The sequence below is a fragment of the Erwinia tracheiphila genome (assembly GCF_021365465.1).
GTDB lineage: Bacteria > Pseudomonadota > Gammaproteobacteria > Enterobacterales > Enterobacteriaceae > Erwinia > Erwinia tracheiphila.
Window position 1 is genome coordinate 2,255,902 of sequence record NZ_CP089932.1, and the last position, 25,500, is coordinate 2,281,401.

Below are 25,500 nucleotides of genomic sequence, written 5' to 3' on the forward strand. Positions count from 1 at the left end.
AACCAAAAGCGGCAGAGTGCCAGCCTGGCAGTGCAAAATTTTCATTTCAGGGATATTAGAAAGAAACTTGTAATAAAATTAGGGTGTTTTTATTAAAATTGTTAATAGAAATTAACTGTCAATCGACAGAAGTTAAGGCACCGCTCATTTCTGGAAATTTTGCTCTGAGAAAGTGTTTTTAGCGATTCACCAGTCTATGTGATGCCGGGAGCATCTGATATTATGAGCGGAATTTTTGTACTCGTGAACGTAACGGAAACAGGATCTTATGGTTATCAAGGCGCAGAGCCCCGCCGGTTTCGCGGAAGAATACCTCATTGAAAGTATCTGGAATAACCGCTTTCCGCCAGGCACAATCCTGCCTGCTGAACGGGAGCTTTCAGAGCTGATAGGCGTGACCCGCACCACGCTGCGTGAAGTATTGCAACGGCTTGCCCGGGACGGTTGGCTGACTATCCAGCATGGTAAACCGACTCGTGTGAATAATTTTTGGGAAACATCAGGACTTAACATTCTGGAGACGCTGGCTCGCCTTGATCACGACAGCGTGCCTCAGCTTATTGATAACCTGCTTTCTGTGCGCACCAATATCTCATCAATTTTTATCCGCAGGGCTATCCGAAGTTATCCTGACAAAGCGAAAGAAGTGCTTTTTATCGCACGAGACGTGGAAGATAAGGCCGATGCTTATACCGAGCTGGATTATAATATTTTCCGCGGGCTGGCTTTTGCTTCAGGCAATCCTATTTACGGATTAATTCTTAACGGCCTGAAAGGGCTTTATACCCGGGTCGGTCGTCATTACTTCTCTAACCCTGAAGCGCGTCAGCTTGCGCATGACTTTTATCGACAGTTGCTGGGTATTTGCCAGCAGGAACAGTTTGATAAAATTGTCGATACCGTCAGGGACTATGGTCGCCGCAGTGGCGAGATCTGGCATAGTATGCAAAAAAGTATGCCCGCTGACCTGTCAGCCTGATTACCTTGATCAGAGGCCGGCTCAGAATGAACCGGCGATGTAAACGTGCAGGCTAGAGGGCTGAGGGACGGGGTGGGCAGCGGTCAAGTATTTCCGTGCTGCCGTCTTCATTCTGCTGCTCAAGATGCACATCAAAGCCCCAAAGTCGATGAACATGTTTTAGGACTTCTCGTCTGCTCTTATCCAGTGGTACGCGATTTTGCGGCACGTAGCGGAGTGTCAGTGAGCGATCGCCACGCAAATCCACACCATAAACCTGAATGTTTGGTTCCAGATTGCTGAGATTATATTGAGCAGAAAGCTGTTGCCGGACTGTCCTGTAGCCTGCTTCATCATGGATTGCGGCAATCTCCAGAAAATTATTGCGATCATCGTCCATAACCGTAAACAGACGGAAATCCCGCATGACCTTTGGTGACAGGAACTGGCTGATAAAGCTTTCATCTTTAAATTCACGCATCGCGAAATGCAGCGTCTCAAGCCAGTCACTTCCGGCAATATCTGGAAACCAATGGTGGTCTTCATCCGTTGGCGTCTGACAAATACGCTTGATATCCTGGAACATATCAAACCCCAGAGCATAGGGGTTGATGCCGTTGTACCACTTGCTGTTATAAGGAGGCTGGTACACCACATTGGTATGACTGTGCAAAAACTCCATCATAAAGCGCTCTGACACCTTTCCCTCGTCATAAAGGCGATTGAGGATGGTGTAATGCCAGAAGGTTGCCCAACCTTCATTCATCACCTGCGTCTGCTTTTGTGGATAAAAATACTGGCTGACCTTTCGCACAATGCGCAGGATCTCACGCTGCCATGACTCCAGTAGTGGAGCATTTTTTTCCATAAAGTAAAGCAGGTTCTCCTGAGGCTCGGAAGGGTAACGCGCAGCTTTTGCCTGAGTTAGCTCAGGCTCCCGACGTGGAAGGGTTCGCCACAGCATGTTGACCTGACTTTGCAGATATTCTTCCCGGGTTTTCTGGCGGGCCTTCTCTTCCTGTAACGAGATTTTCTGTGGTCGTTTATACCGATCAACCCCGTAGTTCATAAGCGCATGGCAGGAGTCCAGCAGCTTTTCTACTTCTTCAACGCCAAAACGCTCTTCACAGCTGCTGATATAGTTACGGGCGAATATCAGGTAATCGACGATTGAACTGGCGTCGGTCCAACTGCGAAACAGGTAGTTATTCTTGAAAAAAGAGTTATGGCCGTAACAGGCATGTGCCATCACCAACGCCTGCATGGTTATCGTGTTTTCCTCCATCAGATAAGCAATACAGGGATTGGAATTAATGACAATTTCATAGGCAAGGCCCTGCTGCCCATGCTTATAACGCTGCTCGGTTTCAATGAATTTCTTACCGAATGACCAGTGTGCATAATTAATCGGCATGCCGACGCTGGAATAGGCGTCCATCATTTGTTCAGAGGTGATCACTTCGATTTGATGGGGGTAGGTATTCAGCCGATAAAGCTTAGCCACCCGATCAATTTCGCTCAGATACGCATCAAGCAGTTCGAAAGTCCAGTCGGGTCCATCACTCAGGCATTTACCCGTGGTCATGGCATCATCAGAGATAGTTGTCATCGCACCCCCTTTTTTTTAAAACCGGTTTCGACGTTACGTTACGCAGCGGCAAACATCCGTTTTCATTTTGACCCGCACGACAGGTCTGGAATAGAAAGCCAATCTTTCAATGATAGTTTACTCTGTCCGATTGCTCTGATGAATACAATGGAAATCTCTGACAGAAAATAGAGTAGCCAGTGGAAATACATTTTGAATGATTGTTAAATGCAAAAAATCGCCTTTCATTCAGAATAATATATTTTTTATAAGTTAACTATATGACTCTATTATAATTTTACTTAAAAAGAGAAAAATGCCTGCTTTCTAATAATATGATTCCTGATAACTGTATTTGTTAGCACATTACTCTAAACTTAAAGGGTAATATTATTTTTATTCGCTTCTTCAGTAAAAAAAGTGAAGTATATTCACGCGATTGAGGTGGAGCTGTGCTGGTTATATCGTCTGCCTCATTGTCTGGTCAGTGGTTTTTTCTTCTTTTGATTGTTGCGGGGCAGATATGCGAGTTGTCATTCTGGGGAGTGGGGTGGTTGGCGTAGCCAGCGCCTGGTATCTGGCGAAAGCGGGACATGATGTCACGGTGATTGATCGTCAGCCCGGTGTTGCGATGGAAACCAGCGCAGGAAATGCCGGGCAAATCTCGCCGGGGTACGCCGCGCCCTGGGCAGCGCCGGGCGTACCGTTAAAGGCGATTAAATGGATGTTTCAGCGTCATGCGCCGCTGGCAATCCGCCCGGATGGCAGCCTTTTCCAGCTGGAATGGATGTGGCAAATGCTTAAAAACTGCAATATGCAGCACTACCAACAAAACAAAAGTCGTATGGTGCGCATCGCCGAATACAGTCGCGACTGCATCAAAGCATTACGTGATGAAACCGGCATCGCCTATGAAGGGCGTCAGCAGGGTACTCTGCAATTGTTTCGTACCGCGCAGCAATTTGAAAGTGCCGGCAAAGATATTGCCGTACTGAAAGATGCTGATGTCCCCTATCAGCTGCTTGAAGCCAGTCAGCTGGCTGATGCCGAACCCGCACTGGCTTGTGTACAGCATAAGCTTACGGGCGGACTGCGTTTTCCAAATGATGAAACCGGTGACTGTCATCTGTTTACCCTGCGTCTGGCTGAAATGGCAGTCGCGGAAGGTGTTAATTTTAAATTTAATATGCCGGTGAATGCATTGCTGCGTGAGGATAACAAGATTGTTGGTGTGATGTGTGGTGGGGCCACGGTCACTGCAGACGCCTATGTTGTTGCTGCGGGGGTGTTTTCAACGAGTCTGCTGCAGGATATCGTCGCTGTCCCGGTCTACCCCCTGAAGGGTTACTCATTGACTATTCCAATAAAGAACAGAACGATAGCCCCACTTTCCACCGTGCTCGATGAAACGTACAAGGTGGCAATTACACGCTTTGATGATCGTATTCGTGTGGGGGGTATGGCAGAGATTGTGGGTTATGACACCGCACTGTGTGAGGCGCGTCGTAAAACATTGGAAATGGTGGTTGGCGATCTCTTTCCGCATGCGGGAGCGATTGAACAGGCCAACTTCTGGACCGGTTTACGTCCAATGACGCCGGATGGTGCGCCCATTGTAGGGAGAACGCCGTTAAAAAATCTTTATCTTAATACGGGACATGGAACGCTGGGATGGACGATGACCTGCGGTTCAGGGCAGCTTATCTCTGATATTATCTCGGGGCGAAATACGGCCATTGACGCAGACGATCTTTCGGTGATGCGTTATTTACCAGGTTTTGAATTGGGTGTTGATCAGTCGTTTTCTTTGGCCCGTTAGTTTTGGTTTTAATCACCAGGAGAAGTTATGTCTCGTCCAATTGTTGCGACCATTGATACTCGTGCGTTGCGACACAATCTGGCTGTCGTTCGCCAGACTGCCTGCCATTCCCGTGTCTGGTCTGTGGTTAAGGCCAATGCTTATGGCCACGGTATTGAGCGGGTATGGCACAGTCTGGCCAATACAGACGGATTTGCTTTATTGAACATTGAAGAAGCCATTTTGCTTCGTGAGTGTGGCTGGGAAAACCCCATTTTACTGCTGGAGGGTTTTTTTCATGCCGATGAACTGCCCGTTCTCGACCAGTATCGGCTGACAACCAGCGTGCACAGCGAGTGGCAGATCGACGCGCTGGCAAAGGTGAAGCTCTCTGCGCCGCTGAATATTTATCTCAAAATGAACAGCGGCATGAATCGCCTTGGTTTTCAACCAGAAAAGGTTCACACGGCCTGGCAACGTCTACGTGCGTTGCAAAATGTAGGTGAAATAACGCTGATGGCGCATTTTGCCGAAGCGGATAAGCTGACCGGTGTTTCGCAGCCTATGCAGCGCATCAAATTGGCCGCAGAGGGGCTGGCGTGTTCACGATCTTTCGCCAATTCTGCAGCAACACTATGGCACCCTGAGACACATGGTGACTGGGTTCGTCCCGGCATTATCCTTTATGGTGCATCCCCCAGCGGATGCTGGCAGGATATTTCCAAAATCGGGGTGCGCCCCGTCATGACGCTGCAAAGTGAGATCATCGCTGTGCAACAACTTAAAGCAGGTGATGCAGTCGGCTATGGCAGCCACTATCGTGCGGATATGGAGCAGCGCATCGGTGTTGTTGCCTGTGGTTATGCGGATGGATATCCTCGCCATGCTTCCACCGGTACACCCGTGTGGGTAGACGGAGTAAAAACCCGTACCGTGGGAGCAATCTCAATGGATATGATTACGGTAGACCTCACGCCCTGTAGTCAGGTTCAAATTGGTAGCCGGGTTGAACTGTGGGGAAATAACATCAAAATTGATGATGTTGCTCAGGCTGCCGGTACTGTGGGTTATGAGCTAATGTGCGCACTGGCACCACGCGTCTCGGTTCAGATTTGCTAAACCTTAAGCGCGGTCAAAGTACCGTGTACTTTTATTATCAACACTAAACCACCTCCTGTGAAGGTGGTGATCGTTCATGTGGGGCTTTGCCGGTAGAATGCCCATGCTAAATACTGCCCCGGTTTGTTACCAGCAAATCAAGGAGTAAATAGCATGAGCAGATATGAATCCGCTTCCCACGTATCCTATCGCTGTCAGTATCATCTTGTATGGACACCGAAGTACAGATACAAAATCCTCAAAGGTAATCTCGGTAAAGAGGTTTACCGCAGCATCTACATTTACAGCAATATGAAAAAATGCACAGTAGTTGAGCTAAATGTGCAGATAGATCATATACATCTGGTGGTGAGGACGCAGCCGGGCTTGGGTGTTTCTGAGTTGATGGAATTTGTGAAAGGGCGAACGGCCATCAGGCTGTTCGAGAAGTTTCCTTATCTCAGGAAGCACAAGCTTTGGTGTGACCACTTTTGGCAAAGAGGGTATTTTGTGGATTCGGTGGGTGCAAAAGAAGAAGTAATTCGAAGGTATGTGCGGTACCAGGACAAAGTTGCCAAAGAGGAAGAAGAAAGGCACATACAGCTCGGACTGGAAAGGTGGTGTTAAGCCCCCTTTTAGGGGGCGGTGTCAAAGCCACCTGCTATGCAGGTGGCTTTTTACTGTACATCCAGGCCAGGCCGCTAAGGATTGTCCCCATTATCATCATCAGCGAGAGTGCGGTTTTTTCTGCGAGGGGCAGCGCCATTAGCAGCAGGCCTGCCGACGAGCCTCCTGCCATTTGAATAAAACCAGCTAACGCAGAGGCCACGCCAGCCTGCTGCTGGTAAGGCTCCAGCGCATAGCTGCTAGCAGGACCCACGGTGAACGCCAGTCCGGCGAGCGAGATGGCCACCGGAAATATATACAGCGTCCAGTGATCCTGCCAGTCGCCCGGTAGCAGCCATACCCCTCCCATCAACGTCAGTGCGCCCAACGCCATCGCCAGACTGCCGGCTGCCAGGCAAAATGGACGGCCCAGCTTGCGGATTATTTTATTTACCGCCACGCTGACCAGCATGATCCAAAAGCCGTTTGCGCCAACAGCAATGGAAAACTGTAGTGCATTAAGTTTGCCTTCCGTCATTAGCACTTGGGGAGCCAGTGAAACATAAGTCAGCACCATCCCCATAGCGCCAGCATTTGCAAAGGCAAAAGCAAGAAAGCGGGATTGGCGCAGGATTGCGTAATATTGCCTGAAAGGAATACCTTTTACGGCAAGGGTGTCTGCAGACCGGGTCTCCGGCAAAAAGGCGATGACTAGCACACCAATGAGTCCGCCGTAGCCTGCCAGGAACCAGAATGGTGCACGCCAGCCAAAGTCATCCGCCAAAAAACCGCCCAACATTGGCGCCAGTGCTGGAACAATATTCAATGCACCATTAAGAAAACCGTAGGCTTTTGCTGCCTCATCGCCATCCAGTCGGTCACGAACCCCGCTGAACGCCACGACGGCAGTACAGCAAACTGCCGCCCCTTGGATGAGGCGTGCCAGTAAAAATTGCGGCCAGTCAGCGGCACTGGCAGCGAGAATGCTGCCCAGCAGATAAAGCACAAGGCCCGCCAGAGCAACAGGTTTTCGCCCCAACTTATCCACCAGCGGCCCTGCTAACAGTTGTCCCAGTCCAATCACCAGCAGAAACAGTGGAATGGTGGTCTGAATTTTATTGACCGGAGTATTAAGCCCTAAGGCAATTTCAGGCAAGGTGGGAAGATAGAGATCGACACCTAATGGTGCAAGCAGCACAAGACCGAGAAGGAGCAGGGTAAACTTTTGCATCGAATGGGGTCGCGTCCTTTAAAAAGCAAGCAGGGCAGGATAATGATTATTGGGGGAAAAGAAAAGAAGATTGTGGTACTGAACCCGCAAGCCCGATCGCCTGGCGACAGAACTTGCGTAATTTGCTGTCAATAAGCGCCGTCGCGACGTAGAACGACACAGGCTGTTTTAAACAGGATGGCGATATCAGCCCAAAGCGCCCGGTTTTTTACATACCATGAATCGAAATACATGCGGGTATCATAGTCAATATCATTGCATCCACTCATCTGCCAAAGCCCTGACATTCCCGGTTTAGCCATCAGATAATAGTCGACGTCACCTGCATAGCGCTCCCGTTCACGTACAGGAAATTGAAACTATTTCTGCGCGTTATAAGGCGGCTGAAATTTAATCACTATCCGATTAGTATGCTGCAGGGGCAGCCTGCGCTACGCAGGCTGGTGATGATTTGTGCGTTTTCAGGTTCTTTTGTGTGCTTTCTGCGAGCGAAATGCGGATCTTCGCTGTGTCAGGCCGCGATGTACCTCATCAGGCTGATTTCCCGGGCGCGGATTTTAAGCCCCTGCACACTCAGGCCAGTCACTGCCAGACGGTACACCATCTGTCCACCGCACAGCACGCATTCTCACGGGGCACGCCGCAGGAACTGCTGACCCATCTGCGCATACCATACCTTCGACACCGGCTCCGTTTTTTCCATCCCCGGCGCACTGTAGACCACCGGCAGCTTCTCTCCGCACACCCGGCTGGACAGAAAACCAACATAACGCACCATCCGGAAGAACTTCTCCGGGATATGCTGTTTCAGCTGCGCCAGACTCTCACGCTGAGTCAGCGTTTCCGTCGCCTGCTCACCGGTATTGTGGTCGTGGTAGCGGAAGTTCAGCGTCGCGCCCCCGGCGTAGTGCGCCAGCCGTGAGGCCGCTATCGGCGGCTTTTTCAGGTAACGGCCCGGGTATTTCACGGTGTTTTTGCCCCCTGCAGTCTTTTTTGACATGCACATATGCCAGTAATCGCCGCCAGCAGTCAGTATGAGGCCGCGCCACTGTACTTCGGTGGTGATATGTGACAGGGACGGCGGCAGGTCCACGCCACCAGACCAGACGCTCAGGAGTAACTGGCGGATATTCCACATCCAGTGGGCGCGCATGGCATCCTTACGGAAACTGATTTTTTCCACTTCCCGTGCGCATCGATACCGCCGCAGGTGACGGAGACGTGGATATGAGGGTGCCAGTTGAGTCGCTGGCCGTAAGTATGAATGGCCCAGAAAATACCGCTATCGAGTCCACGCCTGCTGGCGGCATAGAGCAGGTTATCGACGGCCAGGCGGCAGAGGTCGTTAAGCAGCCATCGGTTGACTTCAAAGAGTGGCCAGAGCGAAGCGGGGAGGGTGAAGACCGGGTGTATCCAGTTGCATTCCGGCAGGCTGGTTAAGCCGGGCGGCAATCCACAGGTCGGTGGCTTTTTTACCACAGGACGGTCAGGCCCGGCTGTGGCAGGCGTTGTTGATATACCTGACGTGGGAATACTGCGCGTTGTCGCAGGCATACTCTTTCACACCGCTGATGCGGGTGCCGCAGGCGAGCATTTTGGTGACGGCTTCGACTTCGATATCGCACAGACCACAGCGTCGAGGAAAGACGTCCAGCACGGGCTAGCCGTGAACAGTTTTTTGAGTGGGTGGGGGCTGAAACCGGAAAGCACGTGGCAGATTCAAAAACCTGACTTGGTTAATACGGGTAATTCCTAAAATTATCAATATGCTTATATCAGGAAAATAATAAAACTTACGGGTAAATAGGTATAAAAATAACGATATTTTCATTTTATAAAATGAAGAAATATTTTCTGCCCAATAATCAGGGAGTCACCGGCAAGCGTATCCGGGTATAAAGTCGGGCAGGTTTCTTAGCCAGCCAGTGTTGATGCTGCCAGATGAACTCTTTAACAAGGTCGACCATCTGAGCGCCATTCCGGGCGGGAAAAATGATTGCGTTGTCCCAACCATCTTGCTGCCAGTCAGCAGACTTTTGTAAGGAATACGGCACATTTTTTCCCTTCCGTTCCGCATTGATAATCTTATAGAGGCTAACCCTGATGATATGAATCAGGGTATCTTCCTGTCTGAAAAGAAGAAACCTTAAGCCCAGTTGTTATTTTGCAGAGATTGAATCTATCATTACCAAGATTATTCTTTATTATCAGCGACCCGCAAACCAATCTTCATAATCTGATTCCCTTCTTTTTCGGCGATCGTCCAAATCATATTTTGCCATTCGACCTGATCACCTACCACGGGTGTACCTCCAATCATGCCTGCAATATGATGACCAAGTGTTTGTTGAACATTCATATTCTCTGCAATCTCAATGCCGTAAATTTCCGAAATAGCGAGAAGGCGTGTATCGGCCTGTAAAATAAAGTCGCCAAAAAATCGCTGGTCCAGCGCCACAGGTGGAGATTCACTAAACAGCTTACCTAATTCGGGAAGATCTCTTTCACGGCCGATAACGCAAAGCACATCGCCCTCTCTCAGGCGGGTGTTGCCAGTGGGATGTAATAGCTGGTTATTGCGAAATAACGCGGCAATGCGCGTTTCTCTTGGCATATGCAGGTCGCGCAGGACTGCGCCGACACACCATTTGTCAGCCCCCAACTGATAAACAAACTGCTCCCAGGGGTTTTCGGGATGTATATCTAGGCCAACCCGTGAAATCGGCGAAGCGGTAGGTGGAATAATGACCCGCGCTTTTCGTGCTGCCAGACCCAGCGATGTTCCCTGTATCATCAGAGAAACCAGAACTACAAAGAAGGCGATATTAAAGAAAAGCGTTGCATGAGGTAGCCCTGCCATCATAGGAAACACGGCGAGAATAATTGGTACCGCACCGCGCAGGCCAACCCAACTTATAAATAATCGCTCTCGCAGATTGAAGCCACGGAAGGGCAGCAGACCAGCCAAAACAGATAGCGGGCGGGCAACCAGAATCAACCAGACAGAAAGCAGCATGGCAGGCAGGGCGATATTCCAGAGATCGGTGGGCGTAACAAGCAGGCCAAGTACCAGGAACATGCCAATCTGACTGAGCCATGCCATGCCGTCAAAGGTTTGCAAGATGCCATATCGATTACGGATTGGGCGGTTACCCAGCACAAAACCGCACAGATAAACGGCTAAAATGCCGCTGCCTTCCAGCACGGTGGTCAGTGCAAAAACTAAAATCCCCCCGCTTACTGCCAGCAGAGGGTAAAGCCCGGCTGGAAGTGATACGCGGTTGATCAGTTGCAGCAATGCCCAGCCGCCTCCGATACCCAGCACAATACCCAAACCAAATTGCTGAACAAGGTGCACCACAAACATCCAGCTTAATCCGGTTTGCCCCTGCTGAATCATATCGATAAGGGTGATAGTGAGAAACACTGCCATGGGATCGTTGCTGCCCGATTCAATCTCCAGCGTTGCGCTGACGCGTTCGTTCAGGCCTTTTCCTCCCAGAAGGGAAAAAACCGCGGCGGCATCGGTAGAACCAATGATTGCACCAATCAGAAACCCATTCATTATATTCAGATTGAATAGCCATGCCGCTGCCATGCCGGTCAGACCTGCCGTGATTAACACACCGACCGTTGCCAGCGACAGCGCTGGTCCCAGCGCCACTTTGAATGAGCTGGCCTGCGTCCGCATTCCGCCGTCCAGTAAAATCACGGCAAGCGCAAGGTTGCTGACCAGATAAGCAGCAGGGTAATTATCGAATGCGATGCCACCAATGCCGTCAATGCCCGCCAACATCCCAAGTGCCAGAAAAATGACCAGAATGGGGATACCCAGTTTCGACGAAAAGGAACTTAGCAGAATACTCGCTGAAACCAGCACGGCACCGATGATAAACAGACTGTAGATTGCGCTGGCGTCCAATGGGGCAGTCTCCTGTTTGCGGCAAAAATGACACTTCAACAGTGTGTTGTAAAAGTGTCCTAAATGTCAAAGTTAATGCGATCATATTACGAGTTTATTGTTTGTGAGTTATTCGCAAAATTTTCGAAGGCAAGTTAATGATAATACGTATGTTATGTCCGGTGATTAACCAAAAAACGATAAAAAACAGGGTTACTCAGGGTATTGAAAGGAATGTTGAATAAGGTAAACCTGAAGTGGAGGTCGCAGTGGGTTCAATATTGCGGTCGTCTGAGACGTGCGAGCCATGAGCACCGTTTTAAAATGCGGTGAGTGTTGGTAAAAAACCACCTGCATAGCAGGTGGCATTGATTTCGCCCCACAGGGGCGCACTAAGTCGAGACTGTAATTAAAATTGTGTAATTGCCTGTTTTTGATATGTTCACTCCAACAATGGAGACAGGCAAATTATGGACGAGAAGAAACTTAAGGCCCTTGCTGCTGAACTGGCCAAAGGCCTCAAAACTGAGGCCGGCCTTAATCAGTTTTTCCGCATGCTCACGAAGCTGACCGTTGAAACGGCACTCAATGCAGAACTGACTGACCACCTCGGGCATGAGAAAAATGCCCCTAAAACCGGCACCAATACCCGCAACGGCTACTCTTCGAAAACGCTGCTGTGCGACGGCGGTGAAATCGGGCTAAACACGCCGCGCGACCGGGAAAATACCTTTGAACCTCAGCTGATTAAGAAGAATCAGACGCGTATCACGCAGATGGACAGCCAGATTTTATCCTTGTATGCCAAAGGCATGACCACGCGGGAAATCGTCGATACGTTCAAAGAGATGTACGATGCTGATGTCTCACCCACCCTGATATCTAAAGTCACCGATGCCGTTAAAGAGCAGGTCGCCGAATGGCAGAATCGCCAGCTGGATGCGCTCTATACAATTGTTTATCTGGACTGTATTGTTGTTAAGGTTCGTCAGAATGGCGGCGTGATTAACAAAGCGGTGTTCCTGGCACCGGTAAGCACGATGGCTTCTCTGGCGAGCTTTTCCTCAGGCACCTTCAGGCGTTTACGGAAGTTCTCCAGATCGTGCCGTTACCAGATGGCGCGCACGCCGCTGCCGGAGGTAAACACGCCTTTTTTACGCAGCTCATCACTGGTCCGGTGCTGCCCGGGGGCCGGGAACTCAACGGCATATTCAACAACCGCGCGTTCAGTGGCTTCGTCGGCGCGGTTCTTCAGGTTGGGAACCCGGCGGTTCTGGTTAACCAGTGCATCGATGCCACCTTCAGCAGCCAGTTCCTGATAACGGTAAAACGTGTCGCGCGACACGCCCATGATCTTGCAGGCTTTTGATACGTTACCAAGTTCTTCGGCGAGATTGAGCAGGCCGGCTTTGTGTTTGATGATGGGATTGTGAGTATGGAGCATGAGGGTGACCTCGCGTTTTGTTTAAGGATTAGACACCCATATCAAAACCGGTAACTCTCAACCTTGCAGGGTCCAGTGTCAGATCAAGTCGCGACTAATACAAATCAGCAAAAGCTGGCGTGCGCACGGGGAAAACCTCAATACGTTCTTCGGCTATCCGTCTGACATCCGAAAAGCTATCTACACCACGAATGCCATTGAGTCGCTGAACAGCGTGATCCGTGCCGCCATTAAGAAACGCAAGGTATTCCCGATGGATGACTCAGTGCGAAAGGTTATTTACCTGGCAATCCAGTCGGCATCGAAAAAATGGAATATGCCGATCCAGAACTGGCGGCTGGCGATGAGCCGCTTTATTATTGAGTTCGGTGACCGCCTGAGCGTTCACCTTTGACGTGGTGGCAGTTACACAGAATTATTTACAGGGTCACTAAGTCCAGACTCAGAGAGCCTTCCCTTCACACTGCTTTCAGTGGAGGCTAGCTCTCTTCAACTTCATGTTTTTCCTGATACTTCACGTACTTTCTTATCATTTCTTCATTTATACCTACGGTATCGACACAATAACCTCTTGCCCAAAAACCATTCCCCCGCTGCTTGTTCTTACGCAGACAGGTAAATTTACTGAACAATCGAAGGGCTGTTTTACCCTTTAAGTCGCCTGTTACATGGGAAATCGAAAGCCGTGGAGGCACTTTTACCCGCAAATGGACATGGTCTGTCTGGACATTCAGCTACACTACTTCTATCCCGGGCTGCTCACCTGAGATCCTTATCGGCTTACAGACCTCTTTACCAACATTGTTCCTGAGGATGCGAAACCGGTACCTGGGTGTCCATACGATATGATATTGACAACACCAGAGCACATGAGATGCTTTCTGGAGTCTACTCATGGTTAAATCCCTGACAGTTATGGGGACAACAGATTCGGATTTTCCCATGAGTAGTATGACTGGCAGAGCCAACTTATTGCTGACCACCTCCACAGGAGGTGGTGTTCATGCAGGGATAAAAAGCCAGCGGAGTGGCTGGCTTGTCCGTTGATTCAGCTTTCCACCTGTTTGTGAAAGAGCGCACGAAACACGGGATAAATATCTTCAGGCTCACGGATATGCTCAATAGCAAAGTTATCAAACGTTGCCTGTAAATATTCGTATTCCCGCCACAGCATCTGGTGAGCACGACGGGTTATTTCAATATAGCTGTAATAGCGTACAACGGGCAGAATGTTTTTTGCCAAAATCTCATAGCATAATGGTGAGTCATCCGCCCAGTTGTCACCATCGGACGCCTGTGCAGCATAGATATTCCACTGCGCAGGGTTATATCGTTCTTTAATAACATCATCCATCATCTTCAGCGCGCTGGAAACGATGGTTCCCCCCGTTTCCTGTGAATAGAAAAACTCCTGTTCATCCACTTCTTTTGCCTGCGTATGATGACGAATATAGACCACGTCGACGTTTTTATAAGTCCGGCTGAGAAAGAGATACAGCAGGATGTAAAACCGCTTTGCCATATCCTTTGTCGCCTGGTCCATTGAACCGGACACGTCCATCAGACAAAACATCACCGCCTGGCTTGACGGCTCTGGTCGTTTTTCAAAGTTTTTATAGCGCAGATCGAAAGTATCAATAAATGGCACGCGCTTAATGCTTGCCCAAAGTTCTGCGATTTCCTTTTTAAGTTGCTTCTCTTCCAAAAGTTGTGCGGGTTCAGTTTTCTGCACCGCATCAAGTTCATTTTCAAGCTCATGCAACCTGCGCCGTTTCCCTGCGGTCATCGCAGTGCGTCTGGCCAGTGAATTTTGCAGCGAACGCACGACGCTGATATTAGCTGGCACCCCATTTGCGGTATATCCGGCACGATGCGTTTTATATTCATTAAGCTGGCGATGCTGGTTTTTTTTCAGGTTTGGCAAAGCCAGGTCTTCAAACAGCATATCCAGGTATTCATCTTTAGATATATTGAAAACAAACCCGTCCTGGCCTTCACCATCCTGACGGGCATTACCCTGACCACTTCCGCTCCCTCCTCCATTTTGAGGGCGTTCAACGCGATCATTTTGTACAAAGTGATCGTTGCCTGGATGAACGCGATGACGATGGCCGCCGCGACCCTGATGAAAAACAGGCTCGTTGATATCGTCAATCGGAATAGAAACGAACTCACCGCTGCTGACGTCGGTAACCGAACGCTTATTGATGGCCTCGGAGATCGACTGTTTGATTTGCGACTTGTAACGGCGTAAAAAGCGCTGTCGATTCACCGCGCTTTTATTTTTACCATTGAGCCGCCGATCGATAAAATAGGCCATAACTCTCCCCCAACTATCGTTGCAAGCCGGGCCAGGTTTTCCTAGCCCCCACAGTATTTATGAGGCTGGCATCAGGGCGATTTGCGTACCCGCAGATACCATTCACACAGCAGGCGCACCTGCTTGCGGGTATAGCCTTTTTCCATCATACGATCGACAAAATCATCATGCTTTTTCTGCTCATCCGTGGACGTTTTTGCATTGAACGAGATGACCGGCAGCAGTTCCTCTGTATTGGAGAACATTTTTTTCTCGATAACCGTGCGCAATTTTTCATAGCTGGTCCAGTTAGGATTACGGCCATTATTGTGCGCACGGGCGCGCAGCACAAAATTGACAATCTCGTTGCGGAAATCTTTAGGATTGCTGATGCCAGCCGGTTTTTCGATCTTCTCAAGTTCGGCATTAAGGGATTCGCGATCGAATAACTGCCCCGTATCCGGATCGCGGTATTCCTGGTCCTGAATCCAAAAATCAGCGTAGGTCACATAGCGATCAAAGATGTTTTGTCCGTATTCCGAATAAGACTCAAGGTAGGCGGTCTGGATTTCTTTACCGATAAATTCGGCGTATTTAGGGATCAGATAGCCTTTGAGGTGCTCGAGATATTTCTCTGCTTGTTCCTGAGGGAACTGTTCACGCTCAATCTGCTGCTCAAGTACATAAAAAAGATGAACGGGGTTAGCAGCCACCTCAGCATGATCGAAGTTAAATACGCGAGAAAGTATTTTAAACGCAAAACGTGTGGAAAGACCGTTCATTCCCTCATCCACGCCTGCGTAATCCCGGTATTCCTGATAAGGCTTGGCTTTAGGGTCGGTGTCTTTCAAGCTTTCACCGTCATAAACCCGCATTTTGGAATAGGTGCTGGAGTTTTCCGGCTCTTTAAGCCTGGAAAGAATAGAAAAGCGGGCCAGCGTTTCCAGCGTGCCGGGTGCGCAAGGCGCATGAGTCAGTTCACTGTGGTCGAGCAGTTTGTCGTAGATTTTTATTTCTTCCGAGACGCGCAGGCAGTAAGGCACTTTTACGATGTAAACACGGTCAAGAAAGGCTTCATTATTTTTGTTGTTGCGGAAGCTGACCCATTCTGACTCGTTTGAGTGCGCCAGAATAATTCCATTGAAGGGAAGGGCGGAAATACCTTCTGTGCCGTTGTAATTGCCTTCCTGTGTGGCGGTAAGGAGTGGATGCAGCACTTTTATCGGTGCTTTGAACATCTCAACGAATTCCATAATTCCCTGGTTAGCACGGCAGAGTGCACCGGAATATCCATAGGCGTCAGGATCGTTCTGTGCGAAGTTTTCCAGCTTGCGGATATCCACTTTACCTACCAGAGCGGAAATATCCTGATTGTTTTCATCGCCCGGCTCTGTTTTGGCAATCGCCAGCTGTTCGAGAATGGACGGCCAGACTTTGACGACTTTGAAACGCGTTATATCCCCCCCAAACTCATGCAGGCGTTTGGCTGCCCACGGCGACATAATGGTATCCAGATAGCGGCGAGGTACAGCATACTCTTTATCGAGGATGGCAGCATCTTCCTGTGGATTGAAGAGACAGAGAGGATGGTCGTTGACCGGGCTGCGTTCGCCATCGGCACTTAATACGTAAATGGGCACGCGTTGCATCAAAGACTTGAGTCGTTCAGCCAGAGAGGATTTGCCTCCGCCAACCGGCCCCAGTAAATAAAGAATCTGTTTCTTCTCTTCCAGCCCCTGGGCAGCATGCTTCAGATAGGAGACGATTTGTTCAATTGCGTCTTCCATACCGTAAAACTCTTCAAAGGCGGGATAGCGTGCCACAACCCGATTGGAGAACAGTCTTGAGAGACGAGGTTCCTGAGCGGTGTCAACCATAACAGGTTCACCGATTGCCATTAATAGTCTCTCCGCGGCATTAGCATAGGCACTGCGATCTTGCCGGCAGACGGTCAGAAATTCCTGAAGTGTAAATTCTTCATCCTTGGCAGCTTCATAACGCTGACGATAGTGATCGAATATATTCATAGCGATGCCCGTCCTTTCGTTTTTAGCACAGGTAACAAGAGCTTTATAATTACAGCCCCTGAAGGAACTTATATTGAGTCCAGCAACGGTTGTGCCAACTTTACGTTTTACCGGGATAAACAACGCCCGGGATTGCTGGACTGATAAAAATCTGTCTTGTGTAGTAAGCTTAGTTGGCATTCAAAGAATTTCCTGACAACTTTATCTTTTTCAATGAAAATTCAATAACAAAGTTACAAGATGACTTAACTATGCCCATTACTGGTGCGGTCTGCCATACCGATGTTAAAGCAGCGGGCATAAACCTGAAGCCGGTATTATCGGGGGGATTACTATCTGATCGGTCGAGGTATAAACTTTCTTCTATAAAGTGAATCTTTGTTAAACCGCATCCCCCTGTTTTTATATTTATGGAATGAATTAATTGTGAACTATTTCAAAATTAGTGCGCTAGCTCTGGCTGCCACTGCTGGTTTTTTCGCTGCTATCATTCAGGCCACTACATTATCTGTTGGTGCTGGCGGGTTATATGGTTAAAAAATCTATAATTATGATGATTTTCGCCATTATCAGCTAAATATTATTAATTACTAAGGTGCTATTTTCTATTTTTGCACGGCTCAGGCAGGGTATTATTTGTGGAAAGATTCGCAGAATCAGCTTTCGCTCACGACTATGGCCTCTCCGCAGCGTTTTGATACTGACCATACCTCTGATAAGCAGCTGGAGAACCTCCGTGTTTCATACGCGGTATACGCTGCAGCCACTGCATCGGTGTGTCCGGTAACCTGTCAGCGAAGCACTTTTCTACTGATCTTAACATCACATCCTGTAAGGTCGGGCTGTCGTAGACTCCCGTGCTCGCTGCCCAGTCTATGGCCTCGCGGTCACAGCAGTCCAGCGCGAACGTGACCCGCGCAGTTTTTCGCCATTGTCACATCTGAACACCCAGCGCATATCGCTTTCTGCAACCGCGATTTTGCCCTTATGTTCACGCTTCGGCTGCTCCGGTTTGTCATGCAGTAACAACAGGTTGTGTTCGCTCATTATCCTGTAAAGCCGTCTGGCATTGACTGGCGACAGCCCCTCTGTGCAACGCTGCTTACGCAGGATGCCCCACACGCGTCGGTAGCCGTAGCCGGGCATATCCCTGATGATGTCGATAATGTTCGACAGTATTTCAGCGTCCGCTTCGTCATCACGCCGGTTACCGCGCCTGCCCTGCCAGTCGGCAGCATGCTTATCCGCAGTGACAGCTGCGCCCGCGACACGCTCACGGCGCAGCTGACCTGTGCTATTCAACAGGGGCGCATGCGCTATCCATTGTTCGCGACTGACCGTACTCCACTGCCTCTTTGAGGATTTCAACTTCCATCGTCTTTTTACCCGGAAGGCGCTGTAGTTCCCGAACCTGCTTGAGTGCAGCAGCCAACTCTGATGAGGAACAACTTCCCGTGATGGCGTCCTTGCAGCGGTCTGGCAAGATTTTACGCTGGGGCGTGTCAGATTTTGGCTGGATGATATGGCTGAACTGCTTGCACAGCAGGGGGCAGAGCCTGTGCTGCCAGTCAGGTGCTTCATTAATAAGAGAGGGGACAGTAGTATGGCCCCTCTTTATTGCCGCTTTAACTCTGGCTGCGTAGCCGGAAGGTCGCTGCAAGTCTGGCCGGTATTTCGCCTGCACTTTGCATTGGCGAGGAGATATGTGCCGTCTCCACGCATACCATCGTTTTGTATCCTTCATTAGCCATATCACTCATTGCACATGAAAGCTCCGGCCCTGGGTTCCATGTGACAACGTCACTGTGATGATGATGATAAATCTCAATGGTGCGGCTGGTTGAACTGTCCCGAATCAGGGTGCAATCTTCTGGTTGCGTGTAAATACGATCAACACGGTCTGGATAGGTTTGTTTGCCATCACCGGATTGACTGACGATGCCATTATTGACCTTATCAGTAAACGTGTTACCCAGACCGCTGACTTCCACCTGGCTGATATCCTCTACGCAGAAATAGCTGTGTAACGCGGCTGTGGCAATAAAATCGCCATGAGCTTCCAGTTCAATTTCACACTGCTCACTGAATCGAAAGCGGGCGAACAGTGTGAATTCGTGCTGCCAAATTTTCAGCGTCTGCGGCGTACTTTTCAACATCAGCGTAAGCGTTACGCTCTGGTCGTTTCCATCGTGGGCGGACAGGGTCCAGGGCTGTGTACGCGCAAATCCGTGGGCGGGTTCGCCGCCTGGACCAAACCACGGCCAGCACACAGGAACACCACCACGAATGGCTTTTCCCTGGGTCCACGATGTTTTCTCACTCACCCAGATCACGGGTTTTCCCCCTGAGGGTTGCCATGCGATAAGGTGCGCACCCTGCAGTGTTACCGCCGCCCGAACTGAAGGATGGATAATAACCAGCACAGGCAGCTCACCAATTTTACGTAATGAAATCCATGGGGTAATTTGCTCTGTGACTGGCAACGAAAAAAGAGCCTCGTTCATGAAAAGTCCTTTCTTTCAGTAAGGGAAGACAGGGTTTAATCTTCTTGAATTTAATACCCACTAAATCGCTTTTCGGCCGATGCGTGATTTGGTCATTCTACAGTATATAACTGCACCCAACAGCAATGGTCAGGGAATTTGTGCCTGATAAGGCAGGTCAGTTGCAAACTGTTAAGACTGATGAAAGCAGACAATCGGTGAGTGCGTAGTAATAACTGGAGGGCGGTAGAGGAACAGGGAAAGAAAATTTTTAACTGCTTTTTGCGGGAGAGAATGAGTCAGCTTTGTACATTCATGTTATTAATTTTAATGTGAGTGCGTATAGGGACAGGATTGGTAAATTGAAAATCAGTTTATTACAAAAAAAAAGAGCGACTGTAGTCGCTCTCAAGGTATAAAGACCGCACTTATTTAGCGATATGTGCAATCAAATCAAGAACCTTGTTGGAATAACCGGTTTCATTGTCATACCAGGAAACCAGTTTCACAAAGGTATCACTCAGGGCAATACCTGCTTTGGCATCGAAAACAGAAGTCAGTTTCTCGCCGTTAAAATCGGTAGAAACTACTTCACCTTCTGTGTAACCAAGCACGCCTTTCAGTTCACCTTCAGAAGCGGATTTGATCGCTTCACATATTTCTTTGTATGAAGCTGGTTTGGCAAGACGAGCAGTCAGGTCAACAACGGACACGTTTGGTGTTGGGACGCGGAACGCCATACCAGTCAGTTTACCGTTAAGCTCAGGGATAACTTTACCTACGGCCTTAGCTGCACCAGTGGAAGAAGGGATAATGTTCTGAGCTGCACCGCGTCCACCACGCCAGTCTTTGTGGGATGGGCCATCAACAGTTTTCTGAGTGGCAGTGGTTGCGTGGACGGTGGTCATCAGGGCTTCAACGATACCGAATTTGTCATTGATGACTTTAGCCAGCGGTGCCAGGCAGTTGGTGGTGCAGGACGCGTTGGAGACGATTTCCTGACCAGCGTAGGTTTTGTGGTTTACGCCCATAACGAACATCGGGGTATCATCTTTTGAAGGACCCGTCAGTACGACTTTCTTTGCGCCAGCTTCGATGTGCTTGCGAGCGGTTTCGTCAGTGAGGAAGATACCGGTTGCCTCAGCAACGACGTCAACGCCAATTTCGTTCCACTTAAGATTTGCCGGATCGCGCTCAGAGGTAACACGGATAGTTTTACCGTTGACAACCAGATGCCCGTTTTTGACTTCAACAGTACCTTCGAAGCGGCCATGAGTTGAGTCGTACTTCAGCATGTAAGCCATGTACTCGGCATCCAGCAGATCGTTGATACCGACGATTTCGATGTCAGAACGCTGCTGTGCAGCACGGAAAACGATGCGACCGATGCGGCCAAAACCGTTGATACCTACTTTGATAGTCATATATTCCACCAGCTGTTGTTAGTGAATAAAAGGTTGGCTGTAAAATTACAAAAACCTTATCAGGCGTCAAGCGGAATCGGTTCAATAGTTGCTACAAATCAAACCGAAGAGGAGGAATTATCACGCATTTGTACCTTCTCTGACCGCTAATAAGCCCCTTATTTTGGGGCACCCCGCGCGAATATAAAGGGGGAATAAATTCAAAGAGAGATCTTGATCACAATTTTATACCTAAAGCACTTTCATACTTTTGAATGATACAAAAAGAACACTGATTATGTTAACTTTTTGTTATGGCTTGCGTTTGTAACTGCCTGATAAACCCTACACAGAGTAACGCTATGGTTAATCACCTGAAATCATCTGAGATTGAAACTGACCTGACTGAGATGCAACGCTATGTTACCCAGCAGCGCGGTACTGAGCCGCCTTTTTCAGGTAAGCTGCTGCAAAACAAAGGTGAAGGCATTTATCGTTGTCTGGTCTGCACGTCTCCGCTGTTTTATTCCGACAGTAAATATGACTCCGGCTGTGGCTGGCCAAGCTTTTATCAGCCTTGCTCGGATGATGCCATCAAATATCTCGAAGATAATTCACACGGTATGCAGCGCGTTGAAATTCGCTGTGATCACTGTGATGCTCATTTGGGACATGTTTTTCCTGATGGACCGGAACCCACGGGTGAACGTTACTGTATTAACTCTGCCTCATTACGTTTTATCGATAATGATGGCAATAGCATTGCAGGATAACTGTTATGGTACTGGATGAGATTATTGCGGCAATGACGCCTGACCTTTACCAACGCCTTGCTACCGCGGTGGAAACGGGAAAATGGACTGACGGGGTGGCACTGACACCAGAACAAAAAGAGAACAGCTTGCACCTGGTGCTGCTGTGGCAGGCCCGGCATAATGATTCTCCTCAGCATATGACGGTTGCAAAGGGAGGGGAGCTGGTCATCAAAAGTAAAAAGCAACTGAAAGATGAGTTTAATATAGCGGACGATAACCTGACGCACATCCGCCTGCAATAATTATTCTGCCACAATGATGGCACCGCTCGCAGCCATTTCATTCAGCGCACGCTCACTGTCTGCTGGCTGCAAATTAACGCCGCGGCAGCCAGCAGCAATGACGGTGGTTGCATAACCCAGCGTGAGTGCATCCATTACGCTGTACTTTACGCAGTAATCCGTGGCCAGGCCCATGATGGTGAGTGCTGTTACCTGTTGCTGCTTTAACCAGCTGTCAAGCAACGTTTTTTGTCGGTGTCCGTTATCATAAAAAGCGCTGTAGCTGTCTACATTAACATCCTGTCCCTTACAGATCCGTTTATCGATCAAATCCTGTTGAAGTGAGGGATGAAACTTTGCACCTTCTGAACATTGTACGCAATGATCAGGCCACCAGACCTGTGGCAGACCGTTCAATTCTCCCTCCGTCCAGGCTGGCTTACCCGCAACAGAGGCAAAACTGCCATGATTAGGCGGATGCCAGTCGAGAGTTGCCACCACTGGCTGGTCCCGTTGATGAAATTCAGCCGCATAGCGATTGGCGATGGCAATCACCTGATCGCCATCTGGTACCGCGAGTGCACCGCCCTCGCAAAAATCATTTTGTAAATCAATCAGTAAAAGTGCATTGCGGGGCGACATTTTCGACTCCTCTACTCATTCGGCGTAAGTTCACCGCGCAGGTTAATCTGCATTTGCTGGCGGACCTGCTCACTGGAAAGATCCTGGCTTAATAGAAAATGCAGTTTGGTTAGCGTGGCTTCCACCGTCATATCTGCACCGCTGATCACGCCAGCATGGGCAAGTGCATTACCCGTTGCATAACCACCCATATTTACCTTGCCAGACATGCATTGTGTCAGGTTGATAACTACCGTCCCGCGCGCGGAAGCTTGCTGTAACTCTTGCAAAAATGCTGGATTCTGTGGCGCATTACCCACCCCGTAGGAGCGGAGTATCAGTGCTTTTACTGGCTGACGTAGAAAGTTGCTGACCACATCGGCAGAAATTCCCGGATACAGTGTTACAACGCCAATAGGCTGTGGGGTGACCTGCCGGACGCTCAGTGTGCCATGACCAACGGGTGCAGGAGGGGTGTTCAGCCTGCGGATATGAATACCTGCCTCCAGAAGCGGTGGCAGATTGGGAGAAGCAAATGCGCTGAAACCGTCAGCATGTGCCTTGGTACTACGATTGCCGCGATACAAGGTATTATTAAAAAATAACCCCACTTCATTTACCGGGTAGTTGGCAGCCACAAATAACGCGTTAAGCAGATTTTGCTGGCCGTCAGATCGCAGTTCAGCGAGCGGGATTTGTGAGCCTGTCACAATCACCGGTTTGGCGAGATTCTCCAGCATAAACGATAAGGCGGATGCGGTGAACGCCATGGTGTCCGTACCGTGTAGAATAACAAAACCGTCATAGCGGTCATAATTAGCCTGAATATCATCCGCAATGCATTGCCAGTCCTGAGGAGTCATATCAGATGAATCAATTAACGGCTGATATTCGTGGATAGTGAAATCCGGCATTTCCGGGCGATGAAATTCTGGCATTTTAGCCAGCTGATTTTGCAGGTGGCCGGAGGCCGGAATATAACCATGGCTGGAGCGCTGCATGCCAATGGTGCCGCCTGTATAGGCAACGTAAATAGATTTCTTTTGCATTTAATAACTCAGGCTAACCAAAGAATAAATTTCAGGAAAAATCAGCCCGGCCTGTGCCGGGCTGAAGGTTATTTCACCTGGCTACACGTCAGGCAGATGGCATAGCGATTTTGTGGATCGTTCAGGTTATCGAACAGACCCGGCTGGTTTTTCATGGTGGTCATAACGTCAGCAACAGGCGCAGGAAGCAGGGCTTTAAGCGCGCCCGGCAGTGCAGACTGCACCGAGATGTTCATCTGATTAAACAGCAGATCGAAAAAACCAGGCTCGTCCTGATACCAGCTCAGTTGCCAATTTTGCAACTTCGCCAGTGCAGCAGCCTTAGCCATCGCGTCGTCGAAGTCACCCATGGCGTCAACCAGTCCATTGTTTTTAGCATCGCTTCCGGTCCAGACATGGCCCTGAGCTATCTGGTCAACCTGTTCGGGCGTTTTACTGCGGGCAGCGGCTACCAGGCCAATGAAGTTTTTATAGCCGTTAGCAATACTCAGTTGCATCATTTGCTGGGCTTCGGGCGGTAAGGCGCGGGTGGTGGCCACATTGGCGAGTGGAGAAGTAGATACGCCATCCGTGTGCACGCCAATTGAATCCAGCGTGTTTTCAATGGTGTTGATCACACCAAAGATACCGATAGAGCCTGTCAGAGTGGTTGGGCTGGCAATAATGTAATTCGCCGGGGTGGAAATCCAGTAACCACCAGATGCCGCCATTCCTCCCATTGATACCACCACCGGTTTGCCAGCTTCTTTCGCGGCAGCAAGCTCTTCCCGGATGGTCTCTGAGGCCGTCACGCTGCCACCTGGAGAATTCACACGGAAAACAATTGCTTTGATTTTCGGATCCAGACGCGCCTGACGGATTGCCATCGCCGTGGTGTCGCCACCGACGTTACCCGGTGTTTCTTCACCATCAAGGATGGCGCCATTGGCGAGTATAACCGCAATATTGCCATCAGCCGAACTGTTGTCTTTCACCTGGTAATCGTAAATGCTGGTGCCTTTAAAATCATTGGTCTGTTTGTCCCAGCCAAAAATTTTGCTCATCTGCTGGTTAACCACGGCGCGGGAAGCAAGCTCATCAACCAGCTTGTTCTCTTTAGCATAAGCTGCCGTATCCCCCCCGACTTTATTCAGCCCATCCAGTATTCCCTGAGCACCCGGAAAGATTTGTTCAGGGGTAAGCTGACGATTGGCTGCCAGCGTATTCAGGTAATTTTGCCACAGCTCGCCAATCCAGCGGCTGTCAGCATCGCGAGCTGCCGGGGACATATCATCGCGCAGATAAGGTTCCACGGCCGATTTATACGTGCCGACACGGAATACGTGAGAAGTCACTTTCAGCTTATCGAGCAGCGTTTTGTAATAAAGACCGTTGGTGGCAAAACCATGCAGGTCTACCGTACCCTGGGGAGAAAGGTAAATTTTGTTAGCAAAGCTGGCAAGATAGTATTGTGCCTGGCTGTAACTATCGCCGGTGGCATAAACAGGTTTCCCACTATCGCGAAATTCACGTAGCGCTTTGCCAATGTATTGCAGGGACGGCTGGTCAGCCCCGGCGAAGTCGCGCAAATCCATTACCATACCGGTAATATTGGCGTCGCTCTTCGCCTGACGAATGGCATCCACCACATCAAACAAGGAGTTTTCTTTAAGGCGATCACTGCTGGTGCCCAGAAGCTGTCGACCAATTCGACTGAGTTTGTTACTGACTGAAGGCTTATCAACCACCGTACCGCTGAGATTGACAACCAGCGCACCTTTCTGTGCTTCAGCCGGTGCATTCGCCTTTGTGTATTGAAACCAGATACCGGCACAAATCAGGATCAGAAATATCAGGAACAGGTTGAGGATAAATTCCCGGACGAAATTTAGCAGTCGCCATGTCCATTTGAAAACACCCGCGATTGCTCGCCACAAAATCCGCATAGATTCTCCATAATTGCCATATAAAGCCGATGG

The 25,500-nt window shown here is 49.4% G+C and carries 17 protein-coding genes and 7 pseudogenes; 8 read left to right on the forward strand and 16 right to left on the reverse strand.

The annotated features are described in order from the left end of the window. Window positions 1–268 precede the first annotated feature (268 nt). Window positions 269–979 carry a fatty acid metabolism transcriptional regulator FadR gene (gene fadR / locus LU633_RS11985; protein ID WP_016192466.1) on the forward strand — a complete coding sequence of 237 codons (711 nt, stop codon included), beginning with the start codon at window positions 269–271 and terminating at the stop codon, window positions 977–979. Window positions 980–1,031: 52 nt separating this feature from the next. On the opposite strand, the gene LU633_RS11990 is transcribed toward fadR, so the two are convergent. Further along, window positions 1,032–2,567 carry a SpoVR family protein gene (locus tag LU633_RS11990; protein WP_016192467.1) on the reverse strand — a complete coding sequence of 512 codons (1,536 nt, stop codon included), beginning with the start codon at window positions 2,565–2,567 and terminating at the stop codon, window positions 1,032–1,034. Window positions 2,568–3,069: 502 nt separating this feature from the next. Here LU633_RS11990 and LU633_RS11995 point away from each other — a divergent pair. The 3 genes from LU633_RS11995 (at window position 3,070) to tnpA (LU633_RS12005) (ending at window position 6,069) form a co-directional block, all read left to right on the forward strand. After that, a complete protein-coding gene (locus LU633_RS11995) occupies window positions 3,070–4,365 on the forward strand; it encodes a D-amino acid dehydrogenase (RefSeq protein WP_046371856.1) in 1,296 nt (431 codons plus the stop codon). Between the two features lie 27 nt (window positions 4,366–4,392). Then, window positions 4,393–5,463: a catabolic alanine racemase DadX gene (gene dadX / locus LU633_RS12000; RefSeq protein ID WP_016192469.1), complete on the forward strand. Its 1,071-nt coding sequence runs from the start codon at window positions 4,393–4,395 to the stop codon at window positions 5,461–5,463. A gap of 153 nt (window positions 5,464–5,616) precedes the next feature. Continuing rightward, a complete protein-coding gene (gene tnpA, locus LU633_RS12005) occupies window positions 5,617–6,069 on the forward strand; it encodes an IS200/IS605 family transposase (RefSeq protein ID WP_016192470.1) in 453 nt (150 codons plus the stop codon). Window positions 6,070–6,103: 34 nt separating this feature from the next. Here tnpA (LU633_RS12005) and LU633_RS12010 read toward each other — a convergent pair whose 3' ends face one another. The 5 genes and pseudogenes from LU633_RS12010 to LU633_RS12030 all read right to left on the reverse strand — a co-directional run bounded on the left by LU633_RS12010 (window position 6,104) and on the right by LU633_RS12030 (window position 11,201). Then, window positions 6,104–7,279, reverse strand: coding sequence for a multidrug effflux MFS transporter (locus tag LU633_RS12010; protein ID WP_016192471.1), 1,176 nt, complete (start codon window positions 7,277–7,279; stop codon window positions 6,104–6,106). A gap of 128 nt (window positions 7,280–7,407) precedes the next feature. Further along, window positions 7,408–7,620 (reverse strand): annotated as a pseudogene (locus tag LU633_RS12015) (sugar transferase); the annotation flags it as partial. Window positions 7,621–7,790: 170 nt separating this feature from the next. Further along, window positions 7,791–8,989: pseudogene (locus LU633_RS12020) on the reverse strand (IS91 family transposase). A 155-nt stretch (window positions 8,990–9,144) separates the two neighbouring features. Next, window positions 9,145–9,333 (reverse strand): hypothetical protein, encoded by a 189-nt coding sequence (locus LU633_RS12025; RefSeq protein ID WP_016192476.1) that lies wholly within the window; start codon window positions 9,331–9,333, stop codon window positions 9,145–9,147. Between the two features lie 140 nt (window positions 9,334–9,473). Beyond that, window positions 9,474–11,201, reverse strand: coding sequence for a potassium/proton antiporter (locus LU633_RS12030; RefSeq protein ID WP_016192477.1), 1,728 nt, complete (start codon window positions 11,199–11,201; stop codon window positions 9,474–9,476). A 449-nt stretch (window positions 11,202–11,650) separates the two neighbouring features. Between LU633_RS12030 and LU633_RS12035 the strand changes: the two are divergent. Next, window positions 11,651–12,208 (forward strand): annotated as a pseudogene (locus tag LU633_RS12035) (IS256 family transposase); the annotation flags it as partial. Here LU633_RS12035 and LU633_RS12040 read toward each other — a convergent pair. Continuing rightward, window positions 12,190–12,624: pseudogene (locus tag LU633_RS12040) on the reverse strand (helix-turn-helix domain-containing protein); the annotation flags it as partial. The pseudogenes LU633_RS12035 and LU633_RS12040 overlap by 19 nt on opposite strands. A 100-nt stretch (window positions 12,625–12,724) precedes the next feature. On the opposite strand from LU633_RS12040, the pseudogene LU633_RS12045 reads away from it, so the two are divergent. Then, window positions 12,725–13,018, forward strand: a pseudogene (locus LU633_RS12045) (transposase); the annotation flags it as partial. An 85-nt stretch (window positions 13,019–13,103) separates the two neighbouring features. On the opposite strand, the pseudogene tnpA (LU633_RS12050) reads toward LU633_RS12045, so the two are convergent. The 6 genes and pseudogenes from tnpA (LU633_RS12050) to gapA all read right to left on the reverse strand — a co-directional run bounded on the left by tnpA (LU633_RS12050) (window position 13,104) and on the right by gapA (window position 20,857). Further along, window positions 13,104–13,520 (reverse strand): annotated as a pseudogene (gene tnpA / locus LU633_RS12050) (IS200/IS605 family transposase). Between the two features lie 152 nt (window positions 13,521–13,672). Beyond that, a complete protein-coding gene (locus tag LU633_RS12055) occupies window positions 13,673–14,944 on the reverse strand; it encodes a YeaH/YhbH family protein (RefSeq protein ID WP_016192479.1) in 1,272 nt (423 codons plus the stop codon). Between the two features lie 71 nt (window positions 14,945–15,015). Next, the gene (gene yeaG / locus LU633_RS12060) at window positions 15,016–16,950 is read right to left on the reverse strand and encodes a protein kinase YeaG (RefSeq protein ID WP_016192480.1); all 1,935 of its coding nucleotides are present in this window, start codon (window positions 16,948–16,950) and stop codon (window positions 15,016–15,018) included. A gap of 760 nt (window positions 16,951–17,710) precedes the next feature. Further along, window positions 17,711–18,391, reverse strand: a pseudogene (locus tag LU633_RS12065) (IS3 family transposase); the annotation flags it as partial. 184 nt (window positions 18,392–18,575) lie between these two features. Beyond that, window positions 18,576–19,454 carry a D-hexose-6-phosphate mutarotase gene (locus LU633_RS12070; protein ID WP_016192483.1) on the reverse strand — a complete coding sequence of 293 codons (879 nt, stop codon included), beginning with the start codon at window positions 19,452–19,454 and terminating at the stop codon, window positions 18,576–18,578. A gap of 407 nt (window positions 19,455–19,861) precedes the next feature. Then, window positions 19,862–20,857, reverse strand: coding sequence for a glyceraldehyde-3-phosphate dehydrogenase (gapA, locus tag LU633_RS12075; protein WP_016192484.1), 996 nt, complete (start codon window positions 20,855–20,857; stop codon window positions 19,862–19,864). 341 nt (window positions 20,858–21,198) lie between these two features. On the opposite strand from gapA, the gene msrB reads away from it, so the two are divergent. Both msrB and LU633_RS12085 read left to right on the forward strand, forming a co-directional pair. Beyond that, complete coding sequence (gene msrB / locus LU633_RS12080) at window positions 21,199–21,609, forward strand: peptide-methionine (R)-S-oxide reductase MsrB (protein WP_016192485.1); 411 nt, start codon at window positions 21,199–21,201, stop codon at window positions 21,607–21,609. 5 nt (window positions 21,610–21,614) lie between these two features. Next, entirely contained in the window at window positions 21,615–21,893 is a 279-nt protein-coding gene (locus LU633_RS12085; protein ID WP_016192486.1) for a YeaC family protein, read from the forward strand. Here the strand turns inward: LU633_RS12085 and pncA are convergent, their stop codons facing one another. From pncA to sppA, 3 genes are all read right to left on the reverse strand, one after another. Beyond that, a complete protein-coding gene (gene pncA / locus LU633_RS12090) occupies window positions 21,894–22,514 on the reverse strand; it encodes a bifunctional nicotinamidase/pyrazinamidase (protein WP_016192487.1) in 621 nt (206 codons plus the stop codon). A gap of 11 nt (window positions 22,515–22,525) precedes the next feature. Then, entirely contained in the window at window positions 22,526–23,542 is a 1,017-nt protein-coding gene (gene ansA, locus LU633_RS12095) for an asparaginase (protein WP_016192488.1), read from the reverse strand. 68 nt (window positions 23,543–23,610) lie between these two features. After that, window positions 23,611–25,467 (reverse strand): signal peptide peptidase SppA, encoded by a 1,857-nt coding sequence (sppA, locus tag LU633_RS12100; protein WP_016192489.1) that lies wholly within the window; start codon window positions 25,465–25,467, stop codon window positions 23,611–23,613. Window positions 25,468–25,500 lie beyond the last annotated feature (33 nt).